General features: G+C 43.9%; 19 protein-coding genes. 15 read left to right on the top strand and 4 right to left on the bottom strand.

Features of this window, described 5'->3' with window-relative positions; genetic code table 11:
• Positions 1 to 114 precede the first annotated feature (114 nt).
• From BUA56_RS18830 to rsmA, 3 genes are all read left to right on the top strand, one after another.
• On the top strand, positions 115 to 2,574 hold the full coding sequence (locus BUA56_RS18830) for a glycogen/starch/alpha-glucan phosphorylase (protein WP_341443521.1): 2,460 nt from the start codon (positions 115 to 117) through the stop codon (positions 2,572 to 2,574).
• A gap of 300 nt (positions 2,575 to 2,874) precedes the next feature.
• A complete protein-coding gene (locus BUA56_RS18825) occupies positions 2,875 to 5,538 on the top strand; it encodes a hypothetical protein (protein ID WP_341443520.1) in 2,664 nt (887 codons plus the stop codon).
• 12 nt (positions 5,539 to 5,550) lie between these two features.
• Positions 5,551 to 6,417, top strand: coding sequence for a 16S rRNA (adenine(1518)-N(6)/adenine(1519)-N(6))-dimethyltransferase RsmA (gene rsmA, locus BUA56_RS18820; protein ID WP_072854322.1), 867 nt, complete (start codon positions 5,551 to 5,553; stop codon positions 6,415 to 6,417).
• A gap of 219 nt (positions 6,418 to 6,636) precedes the next feature.
• On the opposite strand, the gene BUA56_RS18815 is transcribed toward rsmA, so the two are convergent.
• Entirely contained in the window at positions 6,637 to 7,779 is a 1,143-nt protein-coding gene (locus tag BUA56_RS18815) for an ROK family transcriptional regulator (RefSeq protein ID WP_242946802.1), read from the bottom strand.
• Positions 7,780 to 7,981: 202 nt separating this feature from the next.
• Between BUA56_RS18815 and BUA56_RS18810 the strand changes: the two genes are divergently transcribed.
• Entirely contained in the window at positions 7,982 to 8,884 is a 903-nt protein-coding gene (locus tag BUA56_RS18810; RefSeq protein WP_072854320.1) for a DUF1002 domain-containing protein, read from the top strand.
• A gap of 466 nt (positions 8,885 to 9,350) precedes the next feature.
• Here BUA56_RS18810 and BUA56_RS18805 read toward each other — a convergent pair whose 3' ends face one another.
• Positions 9,351 to 10,412, bottom strand: a complete 1,062-nt coding sequence (locus tag BUA56_RS18805; protein WP_207650953.1) for a DUF6076 domain-containing protein — start codon at positions 10,410 to 10,412, stop codon at positions 9,351 to 9,353.
• Positions 10,413 to 10,776: 364 nt separating this feature from the next.
• On the opposite strand from BUA56_RS18805, the gene BUA56_RS23775 reads away from it, so the two are divergent.
• The 5 genes from BUA56_RS23775 to BUA56_RS23050 all read left to right on the top strand — a co-directional run bounded on the left by BUA56_RS23775 (position 10,777) and on the right by BUA56_RS23050 (position 13,530).
• Entirely contained in the window at positions 10,777 to 12,366 is a 1,590-nt protein-coding gene (locus tag BUA56_RS23775; protein ID WP_139249509.1) for a DNA primase family protein, read from the top strand.
• Between the two features lie 250 nt (positions 12,367 to 12,616).
• A complete protein-coding gene (locus BUA56_RS23925) occupies positions 12,617 to 12,748 on the top strand; it encodes a hypothetical protein (RefSeq protein WP_278320874.1) in 132 nt (43 codons plus the stop codon).
• A complete protein-coding gene (locus BUA56_RS23055; RefSeq protein WP_158641022.1) occupies positions 12,748 to 12,909 on the top strand; it encodes a hypothetical protein in 162 nt (53 codons plus the stop codon). Before BUA56_RS23925 ends, BUA56_RS23055 begins: the two co-directional genes overlap by 1 nt.
• A 115-nt stretch (positions 12,910 to 13,024) precedes the next feature.
• Positions 13,025 to 13,297: a hypothetical protein gene (locus BUA56_RS18790; RefSeq protein ID WP_072854318.1), complete on the top strand. Its 273-nt coding sequence runs from the start codon at positions 13,025 to 13,027 to the stop codon at positions 13,295 to 13,297.
• A gap of 74 nt (positions 13,298 to 13,371) precedes the next feature.
• Positions 13,372 to 13,530 (top strand): hypothetical protein, encoded by a 159-nt coding sequence (locus BUA56_RS23050; protein WP_158641021.1) that lies wholly within the window; start codon positions 13,372 to 13,374, stop codon positions 13,528 to 13,530.
• Between the two features lie 652 nt (positions 13,531 to 14,182).
• On the opposite strand, the gene BUA56_RS18785 is transcribed toward BUA56_RS23050, so the two are convergent.
• Complete coding sequence (locus BUA56_RS18785; protein ID WP_072854317.1) at positions 14,183 to 14,725, bottom strand: Uma2 family endonuclease; 543 nt, start codon at positions 14,723 to 14,725, stop codon at positions 14,183 to 14,185.
• A 60-nt stretch (positions 14,726 to 14,785) separates the two neighbouring features.
• Positions 14,786 to 14,887, bottom strand: coding sequence for a helix-turn-helix domain-containing protein (locus tag BUA56_RS24090; protein ID WP_084068116.1), 102 nt, complete (start codon positions 14,885 to 14,887; stop codon positions 14,786 to 14,788).
• Between the two features lie 297 nt (positions 14,888 to 15,184).
• On the opposite strand from BUA56_RS24090, the gene BUA56_RS18775 reads away from it, so the two are divergent.
• The 6 genes from BUA56_RS18775 to BUA56_RS18755 form a co-directional block, all read left to right on the top strand.
• Positions 15,185 to 15,385: a response regulator gene (locus BUA56_RS18775; RefSeq protein WP_072854316.1), complete on the top strand. Its 201-nt coding sequence runs from the start codon at positions 15,185 to 15,187 to the stop codon at positions 15,383 to 15,385.
• Positions 15,386 to 15,471: 86 nt separating this feature from the next.
• Positions 15,472 to 17,268 (top strand): sensor histidine kinase, encoded by a 1,797-nt coding sequence (locus BUA56_RS18770; RefSeq protein WP_072854315.1) that lies wholly within the window; start codon positions 15,472 to 15,474, stop codon positions 17,266 to 17,268.
• Positions 17,268 to 18,779, top strand: a complete 1,512-nt coding sequence (locus BUA56_RS18765; RefSeq protein ID WP_072854314.1) for a response regulator transcription factor — start codon at positions 17,268 to 17,270, stop codon at positions 18,777 to 18,779. Before BUA56_RS18770 ends, BUA56_RS18765 begins: the two co-directional genes overlap by 1 nt.
• Before the next feature lie 13 nt (positions 18,780 to 18,792).
• Positions 18,793 to 19,992 carry a sugar ABC transporter substrate-binding protein gene (locus tag BUA56_RS18760; protein WP_072854349.1) on the top strand — a complete coding sequence of 400 codons (1,200 nt, stop codon included), beginning with the start codon at positions 18,793 to 18,795 and terminating at the stop codon, positions 19,990 to 19,992.
• A 129-nt stretch (positions 19,993 to 20,121) separates the two neighbouring features.
• A complete protein-coding gene (locus BUA56_RS23920; RefSeq protein WP_278320873.1) occupies positions 20,122 to 20,250 on the top strand; it encodes a hypothetical protein in 129 nt (42 codons plus the stop codon).
• Positions 20,243 to 25,017, top strand: a 4,775-nt coding sequence (locus BUA56_RS18755) for a beta-L-arabinofuranosidase domain-containing protein (protein WP_072854313.1), incomplete at its 3' end; no start/stop codon positions are given. The genes BUA56_RS23920 and BUA56_RS18755, both read left to right, overlap by 8 nt.

Here is a 25,017-nt window from a genome sequence, read left to right as displayed (position 1 = left end):
CGAAGATGACATGGGTATCATACTCATGTCATTCTTGATAATGGAACCACACAGGACAGAGTATCACCTGTCCCGTATCAGAAGCATCTGATAGAAAGAGGAGGCGAAATAATGATTAGCAAACAGTTTGACAAAGAAACTTTTAAAGAAAGCGTAAAGAGCAATGTGAGATCTCTGTATAGAAAGACCATCGATGAGGCAACGCCCCAGCAGATTTTCCAGGCAGTATCCTATGCAGTGAAAGATGTAATTATTGACAACTGGCTGAAATCCCAGAAACAGTTTGACAAAGAGGATCCCAAGATTGTATATTACCTGTCCATGGAATTTTTGATGGGAAGGGCATTGGGCAATAATCTGTTAAACCTTACCGCGTATGGCGAGGTGAAGGAAGCTTTAGAGGAGCTGGGATTTGATCTGAATGCCATAGAGGATGAGGAACCGGATCCTGCATTGGGAAATGGAGGACTGGGCCGTCTGGCGGCCTGTTTCCTGGACTCTCTGGCTACCCTGGGATATTGTGCTTACGGATGCGGGATCCGCTACCACTACGGCATGTTCAAACAGGAAATTAAAGATGGATATCAGATAGAGGTACCGGATGCCTGGCTCAAAGACGGCTATCCCTTTGAACTGCGCCGGCCCGAATATGCAAAGGAAGTAAAGTTTGGCGGTCATGTGAGAGTTGTTTATGATCCTTCAACCGGACGCAATGAGTTTGTACAGGAGGATTACCAGTCTGTGCGGGCGATTCCTTACGATCTTCCAATTGTAGGTTATAATAATCAGATTGTAAATACCCTGCGCATCTGGGATTCAGAGGCGATCAATGATTTCCAGCTGGATTCCTTTGATAAGGGGGACTACAGGAAAGCAGTAGAGCAGGAGAATCTGGCGCGCAATATAGTGGAGGTTCTCTATCCCAACGATAACCATTACGCAGGAAAAGAACTGAGACTGAAACAGCAGTACTTCTTTATCTCAGCAAGCATTCAGGCGGCAGTAGAAAAATTCAAGAAAAAACACGGAGATATTCACGAGCTTCCCAGCAAGGTAACCTTCCAGTTAAACGACACACATCCCACAGTAACCGTAGCGGAACTGATGCGCATTCTTGTGGATGAGGAAAAATTGTCCTGGGAGGATGCCTGGGATATCACCACTAGGACCTGTGCCTACACAAACCATACAATTATGGCGGAAGCCCTGGAAAAATGGCCCATTGAACTCTTCTCAAGGCTTCTCCCCAGAATCTACCAGATTGTGGAAGAAATCAACCGCCGTTTTCTCATCCAGATTCAGCAGATGTATCCGGGCAACCAGGAAAAGATAAAGAAAATGGCTATCATTTACGACGGCCAGGTAAAAATGGCTCATCTTGCCATAGCTGGAAGTTATTCCGTAAACGGTGTGGCAAGACTGCATACAGAAATCTTAAAGAACAAGGAATTAAAGGATTTCTATGAAATGATGCCCCAGAAATTCAACAATAAGACAAACGGGATTACCCAGAGGCGTTTTCTGCTTCACGGCAATCCTCTGCTGGCGGACTGGGTGACAAAGCATATCGGGAGGGACTGGATTACAGATCTCAGCCAGATCTCCAAGCTAAAGATTTATGCAGACGATGAAAAAGCACAGCAGGAATTTATGAATATTAAGTACCAGAATAAGCTGCGCCTCGCGAAATACATTCAGGAGCACAACGGCATTGAAGTGGATCCCAGGTCAATCTTTGACGTTCAGGTCAAGAGGCTGCACGAATACAAACGTCAGCTGCTGAATATCCTGCACGTGATGTATCTGTATAATAAGATGAAAGAGCATCCGGAGCTGGATTTCTACCCGAGGACATTTATATTTGGGGCCAAGGCAAGCGCCGGGTATCACCGTGCAAAGCTAATCATCAAACTCATTAATTCTGTAGCGGATGTGGTAAATAACGATGCTTCCATCAAAGGGAAACTAAAGGTAGTATTCATAGAAAACTATCGGGTATCCAACGCGGAAATCATTTTTGCAGCTGCTGATGTCTCCGAACAGATATCCACGGCCAGCAAAGAGGCTTCCGGAACCGGCAATATGAAGTTCATGCTTAACGGTGCGCTGACCATCGGCACTATGGATGGGGCGAACGTAGAGATCGTGGAGGAAGTAGGGGCGGATAATGCATTTATCTTCGGTCTGAGCTCTGATGAGGTAATCAACTTCGAACAAAACGGAGGCTATGACCCTAATTTTTACTTTAATACAGATCCCGATATCCGTAATGTACTCATGCAGCTCATCAATGGAACCTTCTCCCCGAAGGATCCTGAGCGTTTCCGTGATCTATATAATTCACTGCTCAATACTAAAAGCAGCGATAAACCGGATACGTATTTTACTCTGGCTGACTTCAAATCTTATGCCAAAGCCCAGGAACAGGTGGAGGCTGCTTACAGAGACCAGAGGGGCTGGGCTAAAAGTGCAATTCTGAATACAGCCTCAAGCGGAAAGTTCTCTTCAGACCGGACCATCCAGGAATATGTGGATGAAATTTGGCATCTGGATAAAGTAGTGGTAGAGGACTAAAAGGGAACGGTATGAACTGAACCTGTATATTTAAATAGAAGAAACTCGAATGCAAAGAATAAAAATGAGAAGCCCCCGGTGCAAGGCTTCTCATTTTGTGTAAAAGAATATAAAATCCAATTTATAGAAATTTAATATTCTATTAGAGCCTTTTGAAAGCCCTTAGTTCCGCCATGGAAACACAATTTTCCACCCATTTACTTTGACAACATATTTCCATTATGATAAACTTGAGACAACTATGGGATATCAGGTACTTTTACAATAAGTGACGGTAAATACGAGTTAGAGGTGAATACATTGGATAAATATGAATATCGGGTTAAATTAGATCAAATCAATGACCTGGTTGATAATCAGGATTATGAGGGGGCACTGAAAATCTGCGAGACGATAGACTGGCGGCGGGTGAAAAGTGCTCGTACTTTGTGTATGGTAGGGGAGATTTATGAAGCCAATCACAAGTATGATGACAGCAGGGAGATTTTACTTCTGGCATATGAACGGGCACCTATTGGAAAATCTGTACTGTATCGTTTGGTAGAACTGGCTCTGAAGCTGAAGGATTTTGACGAGGCCGCGGGCTATTATGATGAGTTTGTAAAGCGGGCGCCCAATGATAATACAAAGTATATATTAAAATATAAGATTTACAAGGCAAGACGCGCTCCGATTGAAGATCAGATAGCGATTTTGGAAGAATATAAAAGCCGTGAATATACCGAGAGATGGGCGTATGAGCTTGCAAGGCTGTATGCAAAGGCTGGTATGCGGGAAAAATGTATTGAGGAATGTGATGACCTGATCCTGTGGTTCAGCGAAGGCCGCTTCGTAACGAAGGCCATGGAGCTGAAGATGAATTACGCACCTCTTACAAGGGACCAGCAGCAAAAGTATGATAACCGTTTCAAGACAAGAACGTACCTGGAAGAAAAGGCGGCGATGGAGGCTAAGGCTCAGAAAAGAAAAGAGCCTGAGAAGAAAGAGCCTGCAGTGGAAGCAGCAGAGGCAGTGAAACCAGAGAAGAAAGAAACTTCCGTGGAGGAACCCTCCCTATTTGCCCCAGTCCGTGAGAATGCTGGGATTTTTCAGGAAAAGATTGCACAGGGGATCAGAGATGTGTTCGGGGGCGGACAAAAAGAGGAACCCCAGATTCAGGAAACTTCTGAAGAGGTTAAGCCGGAAGAAGAAGAGACAGAGCCCGACATTGCGCAATACACTCCCTTTGAAGATACCAGAGATTATGTGGTAAAAGAACTGGAGCCGGAAGACTTCAGCGGATCACAGCCTGTGAGCGCAATTAACCTTTCTAATGCCATTAAGAAAGCGGCAGTAGCAGCCGAGACAGTTTCCCATGTAAAACCTGCAGTGTCAAAGCCTTTTGATGTGCCGGAATCCTTATCCGAGGAAGAAAAGACCAGGGGAGAGCTGGATTACAAAAACTATGACGTGGATATTGATGCCATACTCGCTGAGACGGCCAATAATCTGGCTCAGGAGATATCCTCCGGGGCTCTGGAGGAAGAGAGTCCGAAAGAGGAAAAGGAACAGATTGATTTTGGGGAAACCAGGGCAGTTGTGATTCCTGCAGTAGAAGAAACACCTGATACGATTCCGGTATCGGATGAGAGCATAGAGGAACCTGAGAGTATAGAAGAACCTGAGGAAGCAGAAGCCCGGGATTCTGCGGCGGAGGATATCCCCGAGGAAGAAGCTTCCGGGGAAGAATCGGCAGAAATAATCGACGAGGTTGAAGAGGCTGCGGAACCGCCGGAGGAGCCTGGCAGCCCAGGGGAAACCGTGGAGAGTACTGCGGAGGAGATACAGGAGCAGGAAGAGCCGGAGGAAAAAATCCGGAAAGTACCTGCAGAGCAGCCGGGTACCTGGGCGGAAATAGATACTCCAAAGTCTGAGGTGATAGTTCCCCTTGAGGTATCTGCCGGGGACAGCGATGAGGAGGAGCTTTTCCGGCTGCCCGAAGACTTGCTGTCAGATACGGTCCCCGTATTCTCAGGACCTGAAGAGGATAATGGGGAGGATCTTGGGATTACCATTAATCTTGAGGAAGAGCTTCAGAAAGAGCCTGAGGAAAGCGAACAGGAAGAGCAGGAATCCTTTGATTTTACAGATGTAGATAAAGAAGACTTTGTATTTCCTGAGGATATTGAGAAGGATAGGGACGAAGAGGGAGATCTGCTTCGCCACCATCTTACGAAGGAAGAAGAAAAACGGATTTTCACATATTTTCAGCAGATTCCCGGAATTAAGGAACAGATAAAAGAGGCTCTGGACGCGGCTCAGGAGGCAGCGTGGGACAAAACCTCCAAGACAGGAAATCTTATTATTGTGGGAAGACCGGGTGCTGGAAAGACCAGATTATGCCAGAGTATTGTAAAAGCTATCTGTAAAGAGCGCAGGATGGAGGCAGCGAAAACTGCCAACATAGAAGGTGCCAAATTAAATGAAAAAGATCCGGTAAGCATTGTATCTAAGCTGTCCGGAGGGTTCTTGATTATAGAAAACGCCAGTGAGATGAATCAGGATACAGTAACTAAGCTGTCCAAGGCAATGGACTTCCGGACAGACGGACTTACTGTGATTCTGGAGGGGCAGAAAAAACCTATGAAAGAATTTCTGGAACAGTATCCTGCATTTGCTGAGAAATTCGGAGCCACTGTTACAATTCCTGTCTTTACAAACGATGAGCTTGTCTCTTTTGCCAGAACCTATGCAAAGGAATTGGGATATAAGATGGATGAAATGGGTGTTTTGGCACTCTATACCATGATTGGAGACAATCAGGATGAAGACGAGCCGATCACTGTATCTCAGGTAAAAGATATGGTTGACGGAGCAATCTACCATGCGGAGCGGGGAACGAGAAGACTGGGACGAAAGATTTCCAAACGCCATGTAGATGAGGACAACAGAATTATTCTCTATGAAAAAGATTTTGATATTTAAGGAGCATGCCATATGATTGAACCCTATCTGGGAGAGCCAAAACGGACCATAGAAGTCCTGCAGAAATATGATTTTGTCTTTCAGAAAAAGTTTGGACAAAATTTCCTTATTGACACACATGTGCTGGACAAGATAGTTAAGGCCTCCCAGGTTTCGAAGGATGATTTTGTCCTTGAGATTGGGCCGGGAATCGGTACCATGACTCAGTACCTTGCCGCTGCGGCCAGGGAAGTGGTCGCGGTGGAGATAGACAAGGCACTCATCCCTATCTTGGAAGACACGTTACAGGATTTTGAGAACGTATCCGTAATCCATGATGATATATTAAAGGTAGATATCCAGAGACTTGCCGAGGAGCGAAATGGAGGAAGGCCCATTAAAGTAGTGGCCAATCTGCCTTACTACATTACAACACCAATTATTATGGGACTTTTTGAGAACCATGTCCCAATAGATTCCATTACAGTTATGGTGCAGAAAGAAGTGGCAGACAGGATGCAGGTGGGTCCCGGGTCTAAAGATTACGGGGCCCTGTCTCTGGCAGTACAGTATTACGCAGAGCCGTATATTGTAGCCAATGTTCCCGCAAACTGTTTTATGCCCAGGCCTAAGGTGGGAAGCGCGGTCATACGCCTCACCCGCCATAAAGTTCCTCCTATAGAGGTGAAGGATGAGAAACTGCTGTTCCGTCTGATACGCGCTTCTTTTAATCAAAGGCGGAAAACACTGGCCAATGGTCTTAATAATGATTCCGGGCTGTCCTTTACCAAGGAAGAGATACAGCAGGCCATTGCCAACTGCGGCTATCCTGCGGGAATCCGGGGAGAGGCTCTGTCTCTGGAGGAATTCGGAAGGTTGAGCAATGAATTAAGTAAATAAAGGAAACAAAAAATGGAACGCTATCGCTAGCGTTCCATTTATATTAAAGGAAGGAGAGTCGACATTTGTCGACATATGAAAAAGAAAATTATAAAAATAATCTTGTTCCTGTATTATTTTTATGTTTATAGTATATCGGCTAAATATGATGAATTCATGTTAAACTTGTGAAGAAATCATGAATAAAGATCGAAAGATTTATGAATGTTAAAAAAATATCTATCTGGTGCCGAGCGTTGCCGCATCTATCTTCAGATGTTCAATTTCCAGGAAATTTTCCACACTGATTCGAACCCCTCCTATCAGCCCTGAGATATCCTGGAGCTGGGATAAGATAACCCGGCAGTCCCGGTTCTGCATGGTTCCTAAGGAATTCTGTATTCTCTGGAGCAGATCCGGAATATAATTGGTAAAGGCGCTGTTGAGCACAATTAGGTCTGCATTAAAGGTATTCTGTACATTGTTGATAGCAATGGACATATACTGAACAAAGAGGTCCATCATATCCATGGCTACCGGTTCATTGGAGCGATAGGCATAGAGAAAATCGTCCAGTGTAATAGACGGCAGATATCTCCTGCGGGCATATTCCTTCAAAATGGCTGTCTCGGAGGCATATTGTTCAATGCACCCCCTGTTTCCGCAGGGACAGAGCTTTCCGTTAGGATAAAGGATAGTGTGTCCAAATTCTCCGGCATAACCGTTGTGACCGGTATAGAGATGTCCTTCGATTAAGATCCCCATACCAATACCGTCGTGGACATTAATCATTATCATATCCTGATAATTAAAGTGGAAGGCGGATTCACCCAGAACAGAAAGGTTAGCTTCGTTCTCGGCTTTTACAGGTATACGGAATTCTTCTTCCAGCAGGCTGCAAAGGTCGGGCTGGGGCATCTTATAGTAAGGCGTAAAAAGTAACGTATTCTCGTACACGACTCCGTAAATTGCAATACTGATTCCCACTACCCCATGAGTTGTGGCCGGCAGACTGTCGATGGTACTGTGAAGAATCCTGATTAGGTATTTCAGGAGCGGTTCTCTTTGAGGGAAGGGATATTCCCTGACCGCACAATTCTGTCCCTTAAGATCAGAAGTGAGCAGGGTAATCTGCTCTACACCGATATTTACAGCCAGGGCATGTCCGCTGTCCTGTGGAAAGGCCAGCATGATTGGTTTCCTTCCCATAGCAGTATCTCCGCTTCCGATCTCGGTGACCAGTTTTTGATCTAAAAGTTCCTGCACAATATTTGATATTGTGGCCTTGGTTAAGTGCAGGACCTTTGCAAGGGCGGCCCTGGAGATGGGCCCGTTATTCACTATATTTTCTAAAACAAGTCGTCTGTTAATGTCTCGGATCATTTCCTGGCTGCCGGATATCATGGTTATCACCTCTGTAAAATATTACTTTTATTTTAGCATAATTGTATGGAAAAGCCAAAATAAATTAGAAAATCTTAATTCTTATTTAAGTGTAATGAAAAATGTTCTGTGATATAATGGGTGGGAAGTAATGGCAGTGCCATTGGGGAGTAAATAAGGAAATAAGAGAGGAGCAAGTAAAATGAAGAAAAGAGGATTGGCGGTTCTCCTGGCAGCTATCATGACAGTTATGACACCTATGGCTGTTATGGCAGACAGAGAGGATGCGAAGCTTGAAACACCATATATTTCCCTGGGAGCAGATCTAAAGCAGGACGAGCGTGCAAAGGTCCTGGAGTTACTGGGGGTTACGGAAGATGAATTAAAAAACTATACGGTCGCGGAAGTGACCAATAAGGATGAACATAAATATCTGGATGGTTATCTGGATGCCAGCGTGATTGGTTCAAGAGCGCTTTCCTCTGTTCTTGTAGTGGGAAAAGAAAGCGGTTATGGCATCAAGGTGAAGACCCAGAATATTTCTTACTGCACTGTGGGGATGTACCAGAATGCACTGGCAACGGCTGGTATCCAGGACGCGGATATTAAAGTGGCGGGTCCCTTCAAGATTTCCGGTACGGCAGCTCTGGTTGGAGCGATTAAATCTTATGAGAACATGACAGGAGAAACCGTCTCTGCTGAAAGCGTGGATACGGCAACGAATGAGCTGGTGGTTACCAGCCAGCTGGGGGAGGATATTGGCGATTCAGAAAAAGCGGAGCAGTTAATCGGTGCTGTGAAGGAAAAAGTGGTAGAGGCAGAGAATGCGGATCCCAAGGAGGTAGAAAAGATTGTCACCCAGGCTGCCGAAGAGCTGGAGATCAATCTCTCAGAGGCGGACAGGCAGAAAATTGTTGACTTAATGTCCAAGATTGACGGATTGAATCTGAATATTGACGATCTGAAATCCCAGGCAAAGGATCTGTACGATAAGCTCAGTAAGATGGATTTGAACTTAAGTGATGCGGATAAAGAGAAGGTGGGTAACTTTTTCCAGAGACTTTGGGACGGAATTGTGAACTTTTTCGACAATTTTTTCAATTAAAGCGGTAAAATGATGCGTACTGTACATAGTAAGCACATGTGGAATTTAATGGATTGTGCAAATAGAACATTTTTCTTTTTGTACATGGGAAAAATATGGGCAGATTTATTATATTTTACAATTTGTTCATGAATTATTCATATTATGTTCAAATGACGTTGGTATTATATAGAAAGTTCAAAGAACTACTTTGACAAGTATATTGGTAATGTTTTCATTACACATATAAAATTTTTTCATAATAATTGCCCAGGTACCCGGTACCTGGGCACTCCTCATTTTATCAGAAAATATGCGGTTTTGGAGCATTTTTTGTCTCTCTGATATGCCGTGCTCAGTTTGTCCTGAAGTGAGTACTACACAACTTCTACACAAGCTCATTATTATTCTATCTAAATCAAGGATTGTTGAGAATAAAAAGGCCCCCTCTACTGGTAGGTAATGGGGGCCTTGTCTATGTTGTTCACTATCTATTGCCTAAGTATTCTTTAAATTCTTTGATAATATCTTCTGAGGGGGAAGCAGCATATCGTGCAGCAGTTTCTTCACGCTTTTTAGACGCTTCCTCAGTCCAGAGTCGAAAATCTTCGTTTGATAATTTTTTATTAGTAACCCTAGCATAATAACGTTTGTACGCTTTTTCATATTCTCTAATAACAGGGTTACTCTTAACTTTCTTTTTACGAGCCTGAATGGCAGCAAATTTTTTACAGGTATATTTCTGTCCGTCAATAATTCTGTCGCAATAGTCTGTTGCATAATCACCTTTAAGTATGAAATATTTACCACAATTACTGCATTTTTTTATACGTATATTTAGCTTGATTAGCAAAAATAGTCCTTCCATAAGGTATCTTTCTATTGCGCTATATTCATAACGAAATATAGGTGTAACTCTTGTATTATGGAACATACTCAAAAACTTAGAAGGAATTTCTGGAAGTTCCGTGACAGGTTCAAATTCATCTTGTATAAGTCCAAATTTATCAGTTTTCTTCTCCATGTTTGGTAACATATTCAATAAATCAGTTTGTGACGCTTCCATAAATAGGTATCTATGCTGTTGATAATGCCTATCAATAGTATTGATGTTATCTATATAAATTTTACTATATAAGTAATATCTCTCCATTGATGATAAGTGATTGAATTGAGGAACAAAGTTGTCATTACAACAGAAATTAAGCGCAAAGTCAAATTCTTTTACAAGACGGTCTAAACGGCTTGTGTATTGATTGCCTAAATGCTCTCTATTAAATGAATAAAATAATAGATACAAATAAACGCAATCAAGTTCGGCTAAAAAAGCTTCCGTATCATCCTGCTCGTGGTGTTCATCCCATCTTGGATTAGATATAACAATTTTTTGAATGCGGTTGATATTAGTGATACTCAGATTTAAAAAGCTGAATAGATTCTCCCCCAAAGTAAAATGTTCGATATCTTTTGGAACATAAGTTCTCATATCACCAGTAAAGTTTCCATCTTCAATACATAATGAAACTCTCATTAAATCTTCATTAAACATAATATAGGCAGTTTACAAGTCTGCAGCAGGACAATATCTATATTCAAAGGTAAGATTTGAAGGCAAAGAAATACGATATATAACTGTAGATAAGAAGGGTGACACCTATAAGTATTGCAAAAAAAGCAATCTGGCCACTCTGTATCATTTACCGGAACTGATACGCGCTGTCCAGTGTGGATATCCCGTTTATATAGTAGAAGGAGAAAAGGATGCCGATACTCTTAAAAAGCTGGGGTATACTGCAACAACGGCAGGCGGGGCGAATGACTGGAATAAGAAATTTGCCTCTTATTTTACCGGGGCCAAAGTAGTGATATTGTCGGACAATGACGAGTCAGGCTTGAAATTGAAAGACCAGATTATGAAAGACTTAAAGCATTATGCACATTCTATACGTTGGACAATCACATCAGAAGCAAACAAAGGAGATGTGACCGACTACCTGGAAAAAGAAGGGCATACAAAAGAGGATTTGCAGCAGTTAATTTCAGAAGCGGAGAATGTCGGTGCTCCGTGGCTGATGGTGGAAGGGGATGGGAAGAAAGCAAAGATTAAAATTAATGGAGATATTTTAGCAGATAGCATCAGTCGTGGGCTTTCTTACCTTATAGTGAGGAGACCAGACGAGGAAAAGGACGATTTTTATATTTATGAACACGGCGTATATGTAAAAAGTAATCGTAACAAGGTGAAATCCATCATTAGAAAATATGTTCCTGTAGGGTTTGCCAGTGATTACATGATTAATAATGTGTACAACCTTCTTCTCTGTAAAGAAAACAATATCTGTACCTTTCGTGAGTTAGATATAAATGAGCAGTATATAAACTTGCGGAATGGGTTATATAATCTTAAAACAAGGGAGCTGGAGCCACATAGCCCAAAGGTATACAGCACAGTCCAGCTTGATTGCGAATATCATCCAGAGGACAATAGCCGACCCGTATTTGAGCGCTATATTAACGATTTATGTAGTGATCATGATGGTAACGTGGATGGGGAAAAGAAAGCAGTCATTCAAGAATATCTTGGTTTAATCCTTTCCAATGTAAAGGTATTTCGTGCAAAGCTGTGTTTAGTCCTGTGGTCTGCACTGGGAAACTCAGGTAAGACACAGATTCTCAATCTTGTAGGGGAACTACTGGGATCAGATAAGATAGCAAATATTCCTATCCAACACATGAATGAAAATTCGAAGTTTGCTTTAGGGAGCATTGTAGGAAAGAGGCTAATCAGCATTGGGGATCAAACAGGAAGCGAAATCAAGGACAGTGCCATTTTCAAACAGTTGACAGGCGGCGATCCGGTGAAGGTAGAGCCAAAGAATAAGCAGCCATTTTATTATATCTTTCCCGGTGGTATTGCAATAGCCTGTAATAACCTTCCGAGCTTTCAAGACGATAAAGGAGGTCATGTATTCGAGAGACTTTGTATTATACCATGCATAAACACAATTGAACAAGAGCGCCGGGACGGGGCCATTTTAGACAAAATGCTTACGGAGCGTAATGCAATTATGAATTGGTTTTTGGAAGGGCTACATAGGCTGATAGATAATAAGTTTAAGGTAACGAAGTCTGTTGCTTGCGAAATAGCCGTGAAGGATTACAGGGAGAAAATGGACACGGTATTCCGTTACCTTTCGGAATTCTATACAGTTACGGGAGACAGAGCAGACATGGTATTAAAAGCTGATTTTGATGGGGCTTATATTACATGGTGCATAATGAATGAATATACACATGTAAATAAACAAAACATCAAGGACAGGATGGAGGCCAACGGATGTCCGGCAGATAAAGGCAATATTGATGGGAAAAGGGGTGTGATGGTATACCGGAATCTCAAATTGAAAAACAGTGGTTTCCAGAATGTTACACAGGAAGAGTATGAGCAGGAACAGTTTCCATTCAAAAGCGGAGGGGTGGCGGAGGAAAAGCGGAGGTTTTAAAGACCAAAGCGGAGCAGAAAACCCTTTAAAATCAATAGAAGCGGAAAAGCGGAGATTATTTTAACGGTAAAAATGAAAAATAATGATATTCAAGTGATTTTGGCTATATACGATAAGAAGTTGAAAAAAAACTCCGCCGGGGGTATTAGGACGCCTAAACCCGCATAAATACAGGCTTTTTCAGTGTAACGTTGCCTCCGCTTTTCCTCCGCCGGAATCTCCGCACGTAAAGAAAATGAGGTGAACCAGAATGAACAAAAGAAAAACAGGCACTGAGAATCAGTTCAGAGTGATTCAGGAGCCAGGGGAGGTGGAGATTCCCAGGCAGAAGGCAAAGATGTATCAATTCATGAAATCCAAAAAGAAAGGCAGGAGAAAATAATGTATCAGATATCGCAGAAGCACAAGGATCAGATCTTCCGAAACTGGATAGCAGAGCAGAACCACAAAATCGAAATTCTGGCTGAATACGGATTTACAAAAGAACAAGCCATTGAGATGCTGAAAGTTCAGGGGCTGCAGATGATTGCGGACAGAGACTAAAAATCAGCCCTATAGGAAGCACCACCTTCCCACAGGGCTACAGTACAGGGCCGAGGCCATGCACCACACACTTAAATAATAGCATGATTCGGTCCGGAAAGGAACGGATATTTATATGATTGTAGAATTATTACCCACAGGCAAAGAGAACGCTATTCCATCAGAGGAGCTAGTAAACCTGGCAAAATGTAACAGTACAAGGGAGCTGCAGCAGGTGATAGCTTCTGAACGGGCAGCAGGAGCCGTAATACTAAGCAGTACTACGGGAGGCTATTATTTACCAGCGAATAAGCAGGAAATAAAGGAGTTTTGCGTTACCCTAAAGAATCGTGCCAGCAACACGTTAGCAGCCCTGGAAAGTGCTAAGAGAGCCTTAGAAGAGGAATAAAAAACAGGCCTGTGTATTTAGACAAGCCCTCTCTCCTGAACCCTTTAAATATATCTTACAGGAGGGCAGGGCTTATGCCAAATGATATCAAGGCTGTGAGGATTCGAAAGGAAATTTACGAAGCAAGAGCGAAGCATGAGAAATTAAGTAATGAACAACTTGTGATCCATATACAGGCCGGAATTGATACCACAGAAAATAGGTACAGCTCTGGCAGCAGAACCAGGGCATAATCTGAAAACTGGCCGGGAAGAGGATTTACGGTAGGAAGTATACAAAGAGTATTAATAGAGAACTGCAAAAAAGAATATCAAAATAGAAAAGCTATTAAAAGTCTTGAATGTGCCTATTGATAGATTCAAACAAAGTGTAATGTGCTAAGCTATGGGGTGCTTTTCTGTCATATCTGACTCCTAAAAAGTAATGTCTTCTTAAAGGGGATGTTAATACGTCTGCAGTTATAACGTTTACAAAACGAAACGAATAAATGACGGGTCTAAATGCTAAGAAACACTAAGGTTCATTTTCTAATTCCCGATGTTTACATAGAGGCTGTAGCTGCCAGGATGTTATGAAATGTTAAGGTTTAAACTGGGGAAAATACAATCGAACAACGAAGGAACTACGGGAAAACGATATCAGAGGCCCCCCCGGTGCCTGTGTAGTGGTTTTAAGAGATACCGTACACCGACGTACTACCTTAAAACACACAAAACCCTAGAAATGAGAATTTCGCTCTAGACAAGAATGGAACCCTCTCGTGAAAGTCGCCATTCCTCCAGAGTCGAGGCTACATCCCCGTTCTTCCTCATAGATAAAAGCGCAGAGAAGAGGATGGGGGCAAAAGAAAACCGCCCATGCTTTAAAACATCGGGCGGAAATCCGTTAAATATTGAGTTGTGAGAAGTCTATGGAAAAGTCATTGTAAATACCGGCTTTAATGGAATCAGAAAAGGTATATTCCCCGGTATCCTCAGACTCAAAGTTCCATATCATAATTCTGTTTTTATCCGGGTCCACAATCCAGTATTCCCGCACCCCGGCAGTACGATATTTGAACAATTTAGTATAATAGTCCATTCTCCTGCTGCCAGGGGAAGCAATTTCTATAATCCAGTCGGGAGCACCTTTACATCCTTTATCATCTAATTTCTTTTTATCACAGATAACGGAGATATCCGGCTCTACGTAGGTATTAGTGTTTTCATCCAGATAAACAGCAAAAGGAGCGGGATATACTTCACAAGCTCCATGATTAATATCAATGTAGTTGGCAATGACTTGATTTAATTTGCTGATGATCTTCTGGTGCGTTCTGCTGGGAGGTGACATATAGAAAATCTCACCGTCAATCAGCTCTGCCCTGGTGCCCTCCGGCAGTGCATAGATATCCTCAATAGTATACATCTTTTCTTGTGGCAATGGCATAGTAACACGTCCTTTCCTAGTTAGAGTGTTGACAGATAGTAATCGGTTATTCTATAAAAGCTATTCAGAATCTTCTTGTGAGTGATCAGGGACGTATTCTATCAGGTCCCCCGGCTGGCAGTTTAACTCCTCACATAGTACAGCTATGGAATCCGTTGTAATGCTCTTTTCCTTATTCTATCACAATTATATACGGTTTAAAATGCTAATCCATATATTATTGGAGATGCCTATCTCGATTGATATCCCGGTAAGATGTAAGGTCAGAGACCAAATACAGCGACTTATATTAGAATTGTCTACTGTTCTTAGATATTTAGAATTTAGCCGCGGTAACACCAGCTATATAATAAGACAAGACAAAGGAATCACAGGGATTTATCTTTCGCGCTGCCCCGGGCAGCGGGGAGGAGGCCCTTTTTGAGGCTGTCCGGTATAGACCGCAGATTGTAATAATAGATGTATATCTGCCGTTTATTGACGGACTGGTACTATGCCAGAGAGGCATTATCTATCGGCCTATCCGATTATCTGGAAAAACCAATTAATACGAATGGGATTTTAGAAGCTGTACTGCGTGTGTCCGGACAGATAGAACTGATAAAACAAAGCGGATCCCATAGGCTGCACGTATGCAGAAAGGACAGGGGAAATGGTTAGACGAAACCTGTCCGGCATACTTAATATTTTACTAGATCTATGGTATGATAGCTGTGGCTCTAAAATTTCCCAAAAGGGAGAGCGTTATGAAGACAATAAAAAAAATATATAAAAACAGCAAATTCCAGTCAAAGCTTATGATGATATTCGTTCTCACAGCTTTGCTGCCCATTGCCCTTATTCTGACGGTGTCTTTTGTTCTGAATGCGAAAAATATGACAGATAAAGTTGACCAGCTGATGATAAATAATCTTATCAGGATAGCAGACAGGACAAATCTCAATTTGCAGATTTATACCAATTCTCTCTATCAGATGTATCAGGATGAGATCATTACTGAAAATATTAAGATACTGATGGATGACAGCAGTTCTGAGGCTGTGGCATACAATAAAATTAATAATCGTCTGAAGCAGTATAATACAGCCGAGTCTGGGATCCGGTGCATCAGTGTGATCTGCAGCGACGGAAATGCTGTGGTATATGATTTTGAGACGGATTCCTATATGAACAATCTGTGGAAGGATTATAAAGACCTGCGGAAGATACCGCCTTATAAGGACGCCATCCACGGCACGGGCTCCACGATTACCCCGACTATGACCTTTCAGGAGAGAGGGGAGAAGAAGCATTATTTTCACATTTCCAAAAAGGTATTTGATGCTGACAGGCTGGAACAGGGAAGTATAGCAACCATTGTTATGACCATAGAAGAGCAGGTGCTCAACAGCATCTGCAATACCCCTGAGCAGGAGGAGGGGATGGGGATCAATTTTACTATGACAGAAGAGGATGTCATAGTTACATATCCGGATGCGGCATTTTCAGGTATTATAAAAGATCCAAAGATGCCTATAGAAGACTTTGTAGAGGACACCGGGGTTATGAAAAACAGGAATTTGGCTGTGAATTCCTATGAAGATCCGGTAACCGGATGGACCTTTTACAATGCATATAACAAGGATTTTATGCTGAAGGATGTTGTGAGGGCACAGCTGCTTTATATTATGATAGGGGTGGCTGCAATTGTCGGGTCCTCTGCTGCTATCTTCTGTCTGGTGAAGGATATTAACAGATCGGTACATCAGGTGGTTGATGGGATCAAGGAAGTACAGAAAGGGAATCTTGATGTGACGATTCCCATTACTCAGCACGACGAAATCGGGGATATCGCAGAAAATTTTAATGAGATGACAGCAAAGGTAAAACAGCTGATCCGGGAGGTGAAGGAAGCGGTGGACAGGCAAAAAAATGCCGAGCTGCGGGCCTTAGAAGCACAGATTAACCCTCACTTTCTGTATAATACCCTGGACTCTATCAACTGGATGGCCATTGAACAGGGGGATTATGAGATCAGCAGGATGCTCCGAAATTTGGGGGTGATACTCCGGTACAGTATAGATAAAAGCAATGGAATGGTAACCATCAAGGACCTGGAGGACTGGATTGATAAATATATAAGCCTTCAGCAGATGCGCTTTGAGGGGGTGTTTACCTGTGAGGTGCACGTGGAGGATGCGGCAAGAAAAAAATGGATTTATAAATTGCTGCTGCAGCCTTTTATTGAGAATGCCATTCTTCACGGTTTAAAAGACATGGATGGAGACGGGCTTCTCCGTGTGGACATCGGCTTGTCCCCGGGGGAGGACAGGATACTTCTCATTATTGAGGATAACGGCAAAGGAATGCCTGCAGACCTGGTAGAGCTTTACAATGATCCCGTTAGAGCTGTTGAGGACGAGTCGGACAGAATTGGCCTGCAAAATGCATTCTCCAGGCTGAGAATGTATTACGGAGACCAGGCGGAGTGGCATGTAAACAGCATATCCGGTATGGGAACCGTAATAACCTTGCGGGTGCCAATTATAGATGGGGGTAAGTGATGAGAATATTAGTGGTGGAAGATGAAGTTAAAATCCGCAGGGGGATGGCGAATTTAATAGAAAATCATACGGAACATACCGTGGTCGGTGAGGCAAAAAACGGAAGGGAAGGACTGGAGCTGACAGAATTATATGAACCGGATCTAGTTATTACAGACATCAGGATGCCTGAAATGAATGGACTGGAAATGATCCGCAGGCTTTACGAGCAGGGTTCGGACCGGCATTTTGTAATTTTAAGCGGATACTCAGAGTTTGAATATGCAAAGCAGGCCATACGATACGGGGTGGATGACTATCTGATTAAACCCCTGGCCCCGGAGGACGTTATTTGTCTGCTGGACTCTATCCAGAAAAAAATCCTTCGGGAAAGGTCTGCCAGGTTACAGAATTCACCGGAGAGAGAGCTGAGAGATCTTTTGATCCAGAACGAATACGATTCATGTAAGATCCGTGAGATTGGAGAAGCCTTATGTCTCCCGGTCTCAGGCACGTTCCGGCTTTTATGTGCTTACACTGGCTGTGCCTCCCAGGAGGAACGGAAACAGTGTGTGCAGAGATTCGGAAAGCTCCGGGGAAAGTTTCCTGAACAAAGGTTTTATTACTTTTACATAGAGAATACCCGGGAATTTATCTGCCTGACAGAGAATACAAACTGGGAAAGCGTAAAAGGAGAGCTGGAACGCAAATTACTGCAGAACGTACTGTACAGCCATGGATGGGTGTGGACAGAGAATGCTTTTGAAGGATTGGAAAATATAGGAATTACCTACCAGAAGGTAAGGGAACAGTACTCATATGGCATGATACTGGGAGATACTGGTTTTATAAGTAAAGAGAGAATCCGGGAATATCGGCCCGGGACGTATGTTTACCCGGCCAATCTGGAGCATCAGCTGCAGACTGCATTTTACGGAGAAAAGAAAGAAGAGGTATATGAGGCGGGACAGAGATTTATTCACTATATGGGAGAACTGAGAGTGAAACCCGATCAGATAAGGGAAGGATACATGAGAATGGCACACTTTATGTTAAGCCTCAGCCAGGAGGGGAACAGGAGGCTTTATGAACAGCTGCTTAACCTGAATCTTATGAAAAGTATGGGAACCGCGGTTACCCGAAAGGAGCTGGAGGATATTCTCAACAGAGAGATATGTATCCTTGCATCTGGTTTAAGCCAGAGAGAAAATATCAGCAACTATACGATTAAAAGGGCCTTAGATTACATCAGAAACCATTATCAGGAAAGCATTTCCCTGGAGAAGGTGGCTGCCAGTCTGGATATTACCCCGGAATATCTCAGTACCCTGTTTAACCGGGAGATGGAGCAGAACTTTTCCGTTTTTCTAAAAAGGTTCCGCATCAGCCACGCGAAACGCCTGCTTAAGGATACCGATAAAAAAATCTATGAGATTGCGAAAGAGGTTGGATATACGGATGCTAAGTATTTTAACCGTGTCTTTAAGGATGTAGAGGGAGTCTCACCGGGTGACTACAGAGCGCTGCAGTGAGGAAAGAGGAATTATGAAAAGATTACATATGTGTATAGGACTGGCAGCTACTCTTTTCGCGGGTATGCTGACGGGGTGCCGGGGAGGGGATGACTCGCCGGAGAAAGAAAGGGAACGGGAAAAGATTGAAATATGGACCTATTTTGAAACAGATGCCCAGTGCAGCGCCCTGGAAAAGGTAATCAGTGGGTTTAACCAATCCCAGAACAGCTACGAAGCATCCTGGAAGTATGTACCTATGACGGAGTTCACCAAAAAACTATCTATGGCATATACGGAGAAGGCGCTGCCTGATGTGGCAATTATTGACAACCCGGATATGTCAGCCTTTATTAAAATGGGGCTGTTTGAGGATATCACGGGTTTTCTGAAAAAACTTGGGGTTAAAAAGGACTACTATCCGTCTTTGGTAGAGACGGTTTCCTACGGGAGCCATATGTACGGTCTTCCCATGAACTGCAGCAACGCCGCTTTGATCTATAATAAAGCGATGCTGGAAGAAAAGAATATAGACCCTCCGGAGACCTGGGAGGAACTGGAACAGGCGGCTGGGGCTCTGTCAACAGAGTCCTGCAGCGGATTTCTTATGTCTGCGGTGGAAGGGGAGCAGGGGGCGTTTCAGATTCTCCCCTGGATATTATCGACCGGTGAGAACACTTCAGAGATAGGCGGCGAGGGGACCGAAAAAGCGTTGGCGTTCCTGAAACGTATGATTGACAATAATTATATGGCGGGAGACTGTATCAATATGTCTCAGAATGATGTGGGCAGGGTATTCGCGGAGGGGGGCGCTGCGATGATGGAGAATGGCCCGTGGGTATTGCCTATGCTGGAGGAAAAAGGGATTGCCTATGGGGTCAGTCCCCTGCCGGTGGATAAGAACAGCAGTGTGATAGTAGGCGGTGAAAATATGGGGATTCTAAAGGGAAAAAATGTAGAAGGAGCTAAGAAATTCCTGGAGTATTATAACCAGGATCAGGTGATGCGGGCATTCTGTCTGGAAGCGCAGATTCTCCCCGCAAAAATAAATATAGAGATACCGGAGGATACAAATCTTCAGGTATTTAAAGAGCAGATGGCAGGGGCAGTCGTACGGTCTTCCATTCCTTCCTGGAATGTTTTATCGAAACAGCTTTCCCAATCTGTGTATCAGATGGTAGCTGAACAGAAATCGCCAAAAGAGGCAGCAGGCATGTTAGATGTACGGAAATAATTGGATTTAAGTTGAAGATAGTCCACTATTCTTAAATAATTAGAGTTACCAAAAGAGACAACCTCTCTTATAATAAAGCGGCAAAAACAGGCAGTAACTTGTACGCTTTTTATAAGGGGGGTTTTGTTTATGAAAAGGAATTTTTCTACTTTACACAATGAAGGAGCTGTATATGCTCTTACATCCCTGTTCCCGGGATGTGGAAAAAGGGCTTATATGGGAAAAAATATAGCTGAAAGGAGAAGTTTAGATGCGTAAAAACAAAATGCAGATGCTGTCACTGCTTCTGGCAGGGACAATGGTTTCTACTACTGTACTTCCTCCGGCCTCCGTACTGGCTGCTGAGGAAAATGGCATTGTTGCAGAAGAGGGCTTCGAGGATCCGGAAAGCGAACCTGCACCGGAAGAGCAGGGGGATACTGCGGCTTACGGAATGGAGCTTCAGGAAGAAGAAGGCATCAGTGCACAGGCGGAAACAACAAAAAAACAGATCGTACATTATGATTTCCAGGAAGTAAACTCTACCATAGTCAAGGATGAGTCTGAGGACGGGACAAGAGCCGGTGTAATCCGTAATATGGATAAGGGAGGAACGGAAATTGTTGATGCCAATATTTATGGGAATGATGTGAGAGCATTATCACTCCCAGGGGGAGAAGACGGGGGGTACCTTGAACTTCCCACAGGTATTTTTAATAATATGGAGAGCGCAACCATTAATTGCTGGGTAAATCTACCTACGGATACCGCCTATCAGAGGATTTGGGACTTTGGTTCTGATACAAGCAAATATTTGTATCTGCTGTCTGACGGTGCCAATGATGGAGCAAAGGGCTATGCCGCAGCTATCACTGTGAACGGATGGGGTGAGGAACAGGCAGCCCAGAAAGAAGAGGGCATTGAAAAAAATAAATGGGTGCTCACCACAGTAGTTCTGGACGGAGCCAATCATACTCTGACACTCTATGAAAACGGACAGATGGCAGCCCAGAAGGAGGGGCTTACGGCTGGGTTAGAGGATCTGGCAGAATCTACCCGGAATTATATCGGCCGGGGACAGTTTTCAGATCCTGCAACCAAAGGACTTTTTGCGGATTTCTCTATTTATAACTATGCAATGGATGAGGATGAGGTCAACAGCTTATTTGACGTGACCGATGAGGGAATTGTCTCAGCAGATCTGGCAGCAATTGACCTTGGGGATCTGTCCCAGATAACTGAAGATCTGACGCTCCCTGAGACAGGAGCTAACGGATCACAGTTTGTATGGAGCTGTGACAAAGAAGACGTTATTAATCCGGCAACAGGTGAGGTTACCAGACCTGAAGCAGGCCAGCCGGATGCTGCTGTAAAATTAACAGTGCAGGGATCTTACGGGACTGCCCAGAATGTAGAAAGAGTCTTTGATATCATCGTGCCCGCAGTGCCTGACGGAGATAAAATTGTAGCCCATGATCTGGAGGCCCTTGATTTGGGGGATCTGAGCGCACTGACCAGCAGCCTGAAACTCCCGTCAGAGGGAGAATGGGGATCTGCTATTACCTGGGACACATCAGATCCTGAAGTAATCACCAAAGAAGGTGTTATTACAAGACCGGAGATAGGAGAGGAAGCCAGGAGTGCGGTACTTACAGCTACGGCAAAAAAAGATGGTGCGGAGAATTCCAGAGACTTTGAGGTGACAGTTCTTCCTAAGGTTGAGACTGCATCCATTGAATCCTACTCTCCCATTACGATTAAGACCAGAGTCGGTGTCTCTCCTTCTCTGCCTGCCTATGTGACGGTTCAGTATTCTGATAAAACATCCAAAGAGCTGAAAACCATATGGCCGGCAAAGATTGATAAAGAAGACTACAGCAAAGAGGGAACATTTAAGGTATCCGGAAAGATTGTAGATGAGGCTATGCCCATTGAGGCAACGGTAAATGTTGTAGATGAGGCCCAGACACCTCTGGAAATCCAGGCAGAAACCATGGATCTCAGTGAAATTACTCTGGACGGGGATTCTATTCTGACACAAAACAGGGAAAGAACTGTAGAGTACCTGAAACTTTTGGATAACGACAGAATGCTTTACAACTTCCGCGCGACTTTCGGACAGGATACAAAAGGTGCCAAGCCTTTAGGCGGATGGGATGAACCTAAGGGACTCCTCCGCGGACATTCTACCGGACACTATATGTCCGCGCTGGCTCTTGCATACGCATCCACAAAGGATGAGGAGCTGAAGGCCAAGTCCGAAGAGATGATTCATGAACTGCGTACCCTGCAGCTGTTGTCAAAGGGAAATGCTGCAGATTTTAAAACAAAGGGAACTCCTCAGAATGCAGACCAGAGCATCTGGAGCACAAACCCTGAGGAATGGGGGGAAGGCTTTATCAGTGCGTACTCTCCTGATCAGTTCGCGCTTTTGGAGCAGTATACACCGTATGCAACTATATGGGCACCCTATTATACCTTACATAAGATAATGGCCGGTTTCCTGGATACCTACCAGTACACAGGAAATGAAGAGGCGCTTGAGGCGGCCATGGATCTGGGAAGCTGGGTATACGAACGTCTGAATGCGTGTACCCCGGAGCAGAGAGAGCAGATGTGGGGTATGTACATTGCCGGCGAGTTCGGCGGATTTAATGAGTCCATGGCAAAACTCTATAACATTACAGGAGATGAAAAATATCTGGAGGGTGCAAAATTCTTTGACAACAAGAAGTTCTTTGACAATCTGGCGGCAAATGTTGATGATATTCAGGGACGTCATGCAAACCAGCACATACCACAGATTGTTGGGGCTATGGAAGAATATAAAGCAACCAAGGATCCCTACTATTACAATATCGGCAAGAATTTCTGGGATATGGTTACCAGCAGATATGCGTACTCCATCGGAGGTGTGGGCAGAGGGGAGAACTTTAAAACTCCTTATAACCAGGCCAATGATATAGAGTCTGACAGAAACTGTGAGACCTGTGCCGCATACAACATGCTGAAGCTTACAAAGCAGCTGTATCAGTACAGCCCGGATGATGCCTCCTATATGGATTACTATGAGAGGACCCTGTACAACCAGATAATTGCATCTCAGAATCAGGAGACGACCTCCAGCATGCATAACGGAACCACCTATATGCTTCCCATTGGCCCGGGCGTCAGAAAATCATACGGCGGTGACTATGACTCCTTTACCTGCTGTCACGGTACAGGTATGGAAAATCATGTGAAATACCAGGAGGCAGCATACTATAAGGGCAATGATACACTTTATGTAAACTTATATATGCCATCCACCGTACAATGGGAGGAAAAGGGAGTATCTGTTAAGCAGGAAAACCAATTCCCCTCGGAGAGCACAAAACTTACCATTAACGGTGACGGAACATTTAAGATGAAGCTTCGTGTGCCATATTGGGCAACCAAAGGATTTACTGTGAAAGTAAATGGGGAGGAAGTGAAGGAGACAGCCGCTCTGTCCTCATACCTGGAACTAGACAGAACCTGGAAAAACGGTGATGTGGTAGAGATTACGATGCCTTTTGACTATCATCTGGACAAAACTCCCGACAAGCTGGAGGGCAGTACAGTATCCAGCCTTATGTATGGACCGCTGGTGATGGTAGCAAAAAATAATAAGACACAGTGGCTTTCCCTGATTCTTTCTCCGGATCTGTCTCAGTCGATCAAAAAAGCAGACACAGAAGACGGGCTTCCTACATTAAAAACAAATGGTATGACCTTCGTACCAATGTATTCCGCATATAATTTCGCCTACCATACGTACTTTAAGACGGTAATGTCTGACGAGGGCGGAGATGCGGAGAACTGGTATACACTGACGCTGAACAACAGAACGCCTAAGTTCGGAGGTGTTACTGCAGATAAGGTTAACATTCCGGAAGGCGGCAATGTGGTGCTCACTATGACCCCAAATGAGGGCTATATGGTAAAACAGCTGCTGATTGACGGCGAAGCAGTGGAGGTAGGGGAAAATAACACCTATACCTTAGAAAATGTAACAAAGGATATAACGGTTGAGGTCAGCTTCCGTCTGATTAACCCGCCGGATAATGATCCTGACAAATTAGAGGCTACTGCAAACGCAGAGGCAAGCTATTGTTCTTCCTGGGAGACACTGGATGCCGTAAATGACGGAGTTGTCTCAGAAACTTCTCTGGGGAATGGAGTAAAACACTTTGGAACCTGGGGAAATCACGATGCAGAAACAGAATGGGTAAGCTATACCTGGGATAAGCCTGTGAATATTCATACCGCAGAAATGTACTTCTTTGACAACAGTGTGGGGGGAGACGGCGGTGTCCAGGTACCATCTTCTTATAAATATGAATATCTGAATGACAACAACGAGTGGACAGAGGTATCCAACCCTGACGGTATGAAAACAGAGATGGATAAGTTTAATGTAACAACCTTTGATCCGGTGGTGACCACTTCTTTCCGGGTAACTATGGTGAAAAAAGCAGCGGGCGTAGGCATCATTGAGTGGAAGGTAAAGGGCGACAGGATGGAGCCGGAAGTAAAGGAATACACAGTTACCTTCGTAGACAAAGACGGAAAAACAATATCCACAGCTAAAGTAAAGGAAGGAGATGCAGCCACAGCACCGGAAGCACCGGAAGTACCGGGATGGGAATTCACTGGCTGGGACAAAGATTTCTCCAATGTAACTGGGGATATGACAGTCAAAGCCCTTTATAGGGAAATCGTTAAGCCCGGATGGAATCAGGATGCGCAGGGCCGCTGGCAGTATGTTAACAGTGACGGAACACTCACCAAGCACACCTGGCAGCAGATTGGAGGAAAGTGGTACTATTTTGACAAGGATGGCTATATGCAGACCGGCTGGCTGCAGTTGGGAAATACTTGGTATTATCTGAACAACAGCGGAGCGATGGCAACGGGCTGGCTGCAGTTGGGAAATACCTGGTACTACCTGAAGAGCAGCGGAGCAATGGCAACGGGCTGGCTGCAGGACGGAAAGACCTGGTATTACCTGAAGAGCAGCGGAGC

This window comes from Lactonifactor longoviformis DSM 17459, from assembly GCF_900129135.1.
Lineage (GTDB): Bacteria > Bacillota > Clostridia > Lachnospirales > Lachnospiraceae > Lactonifactor > Lactonifactor longoviformis.
Note: the sequence above shows the minus strand (reverse complement) of the source record. Positions and strands in the feature narration are given on the sequence as shown.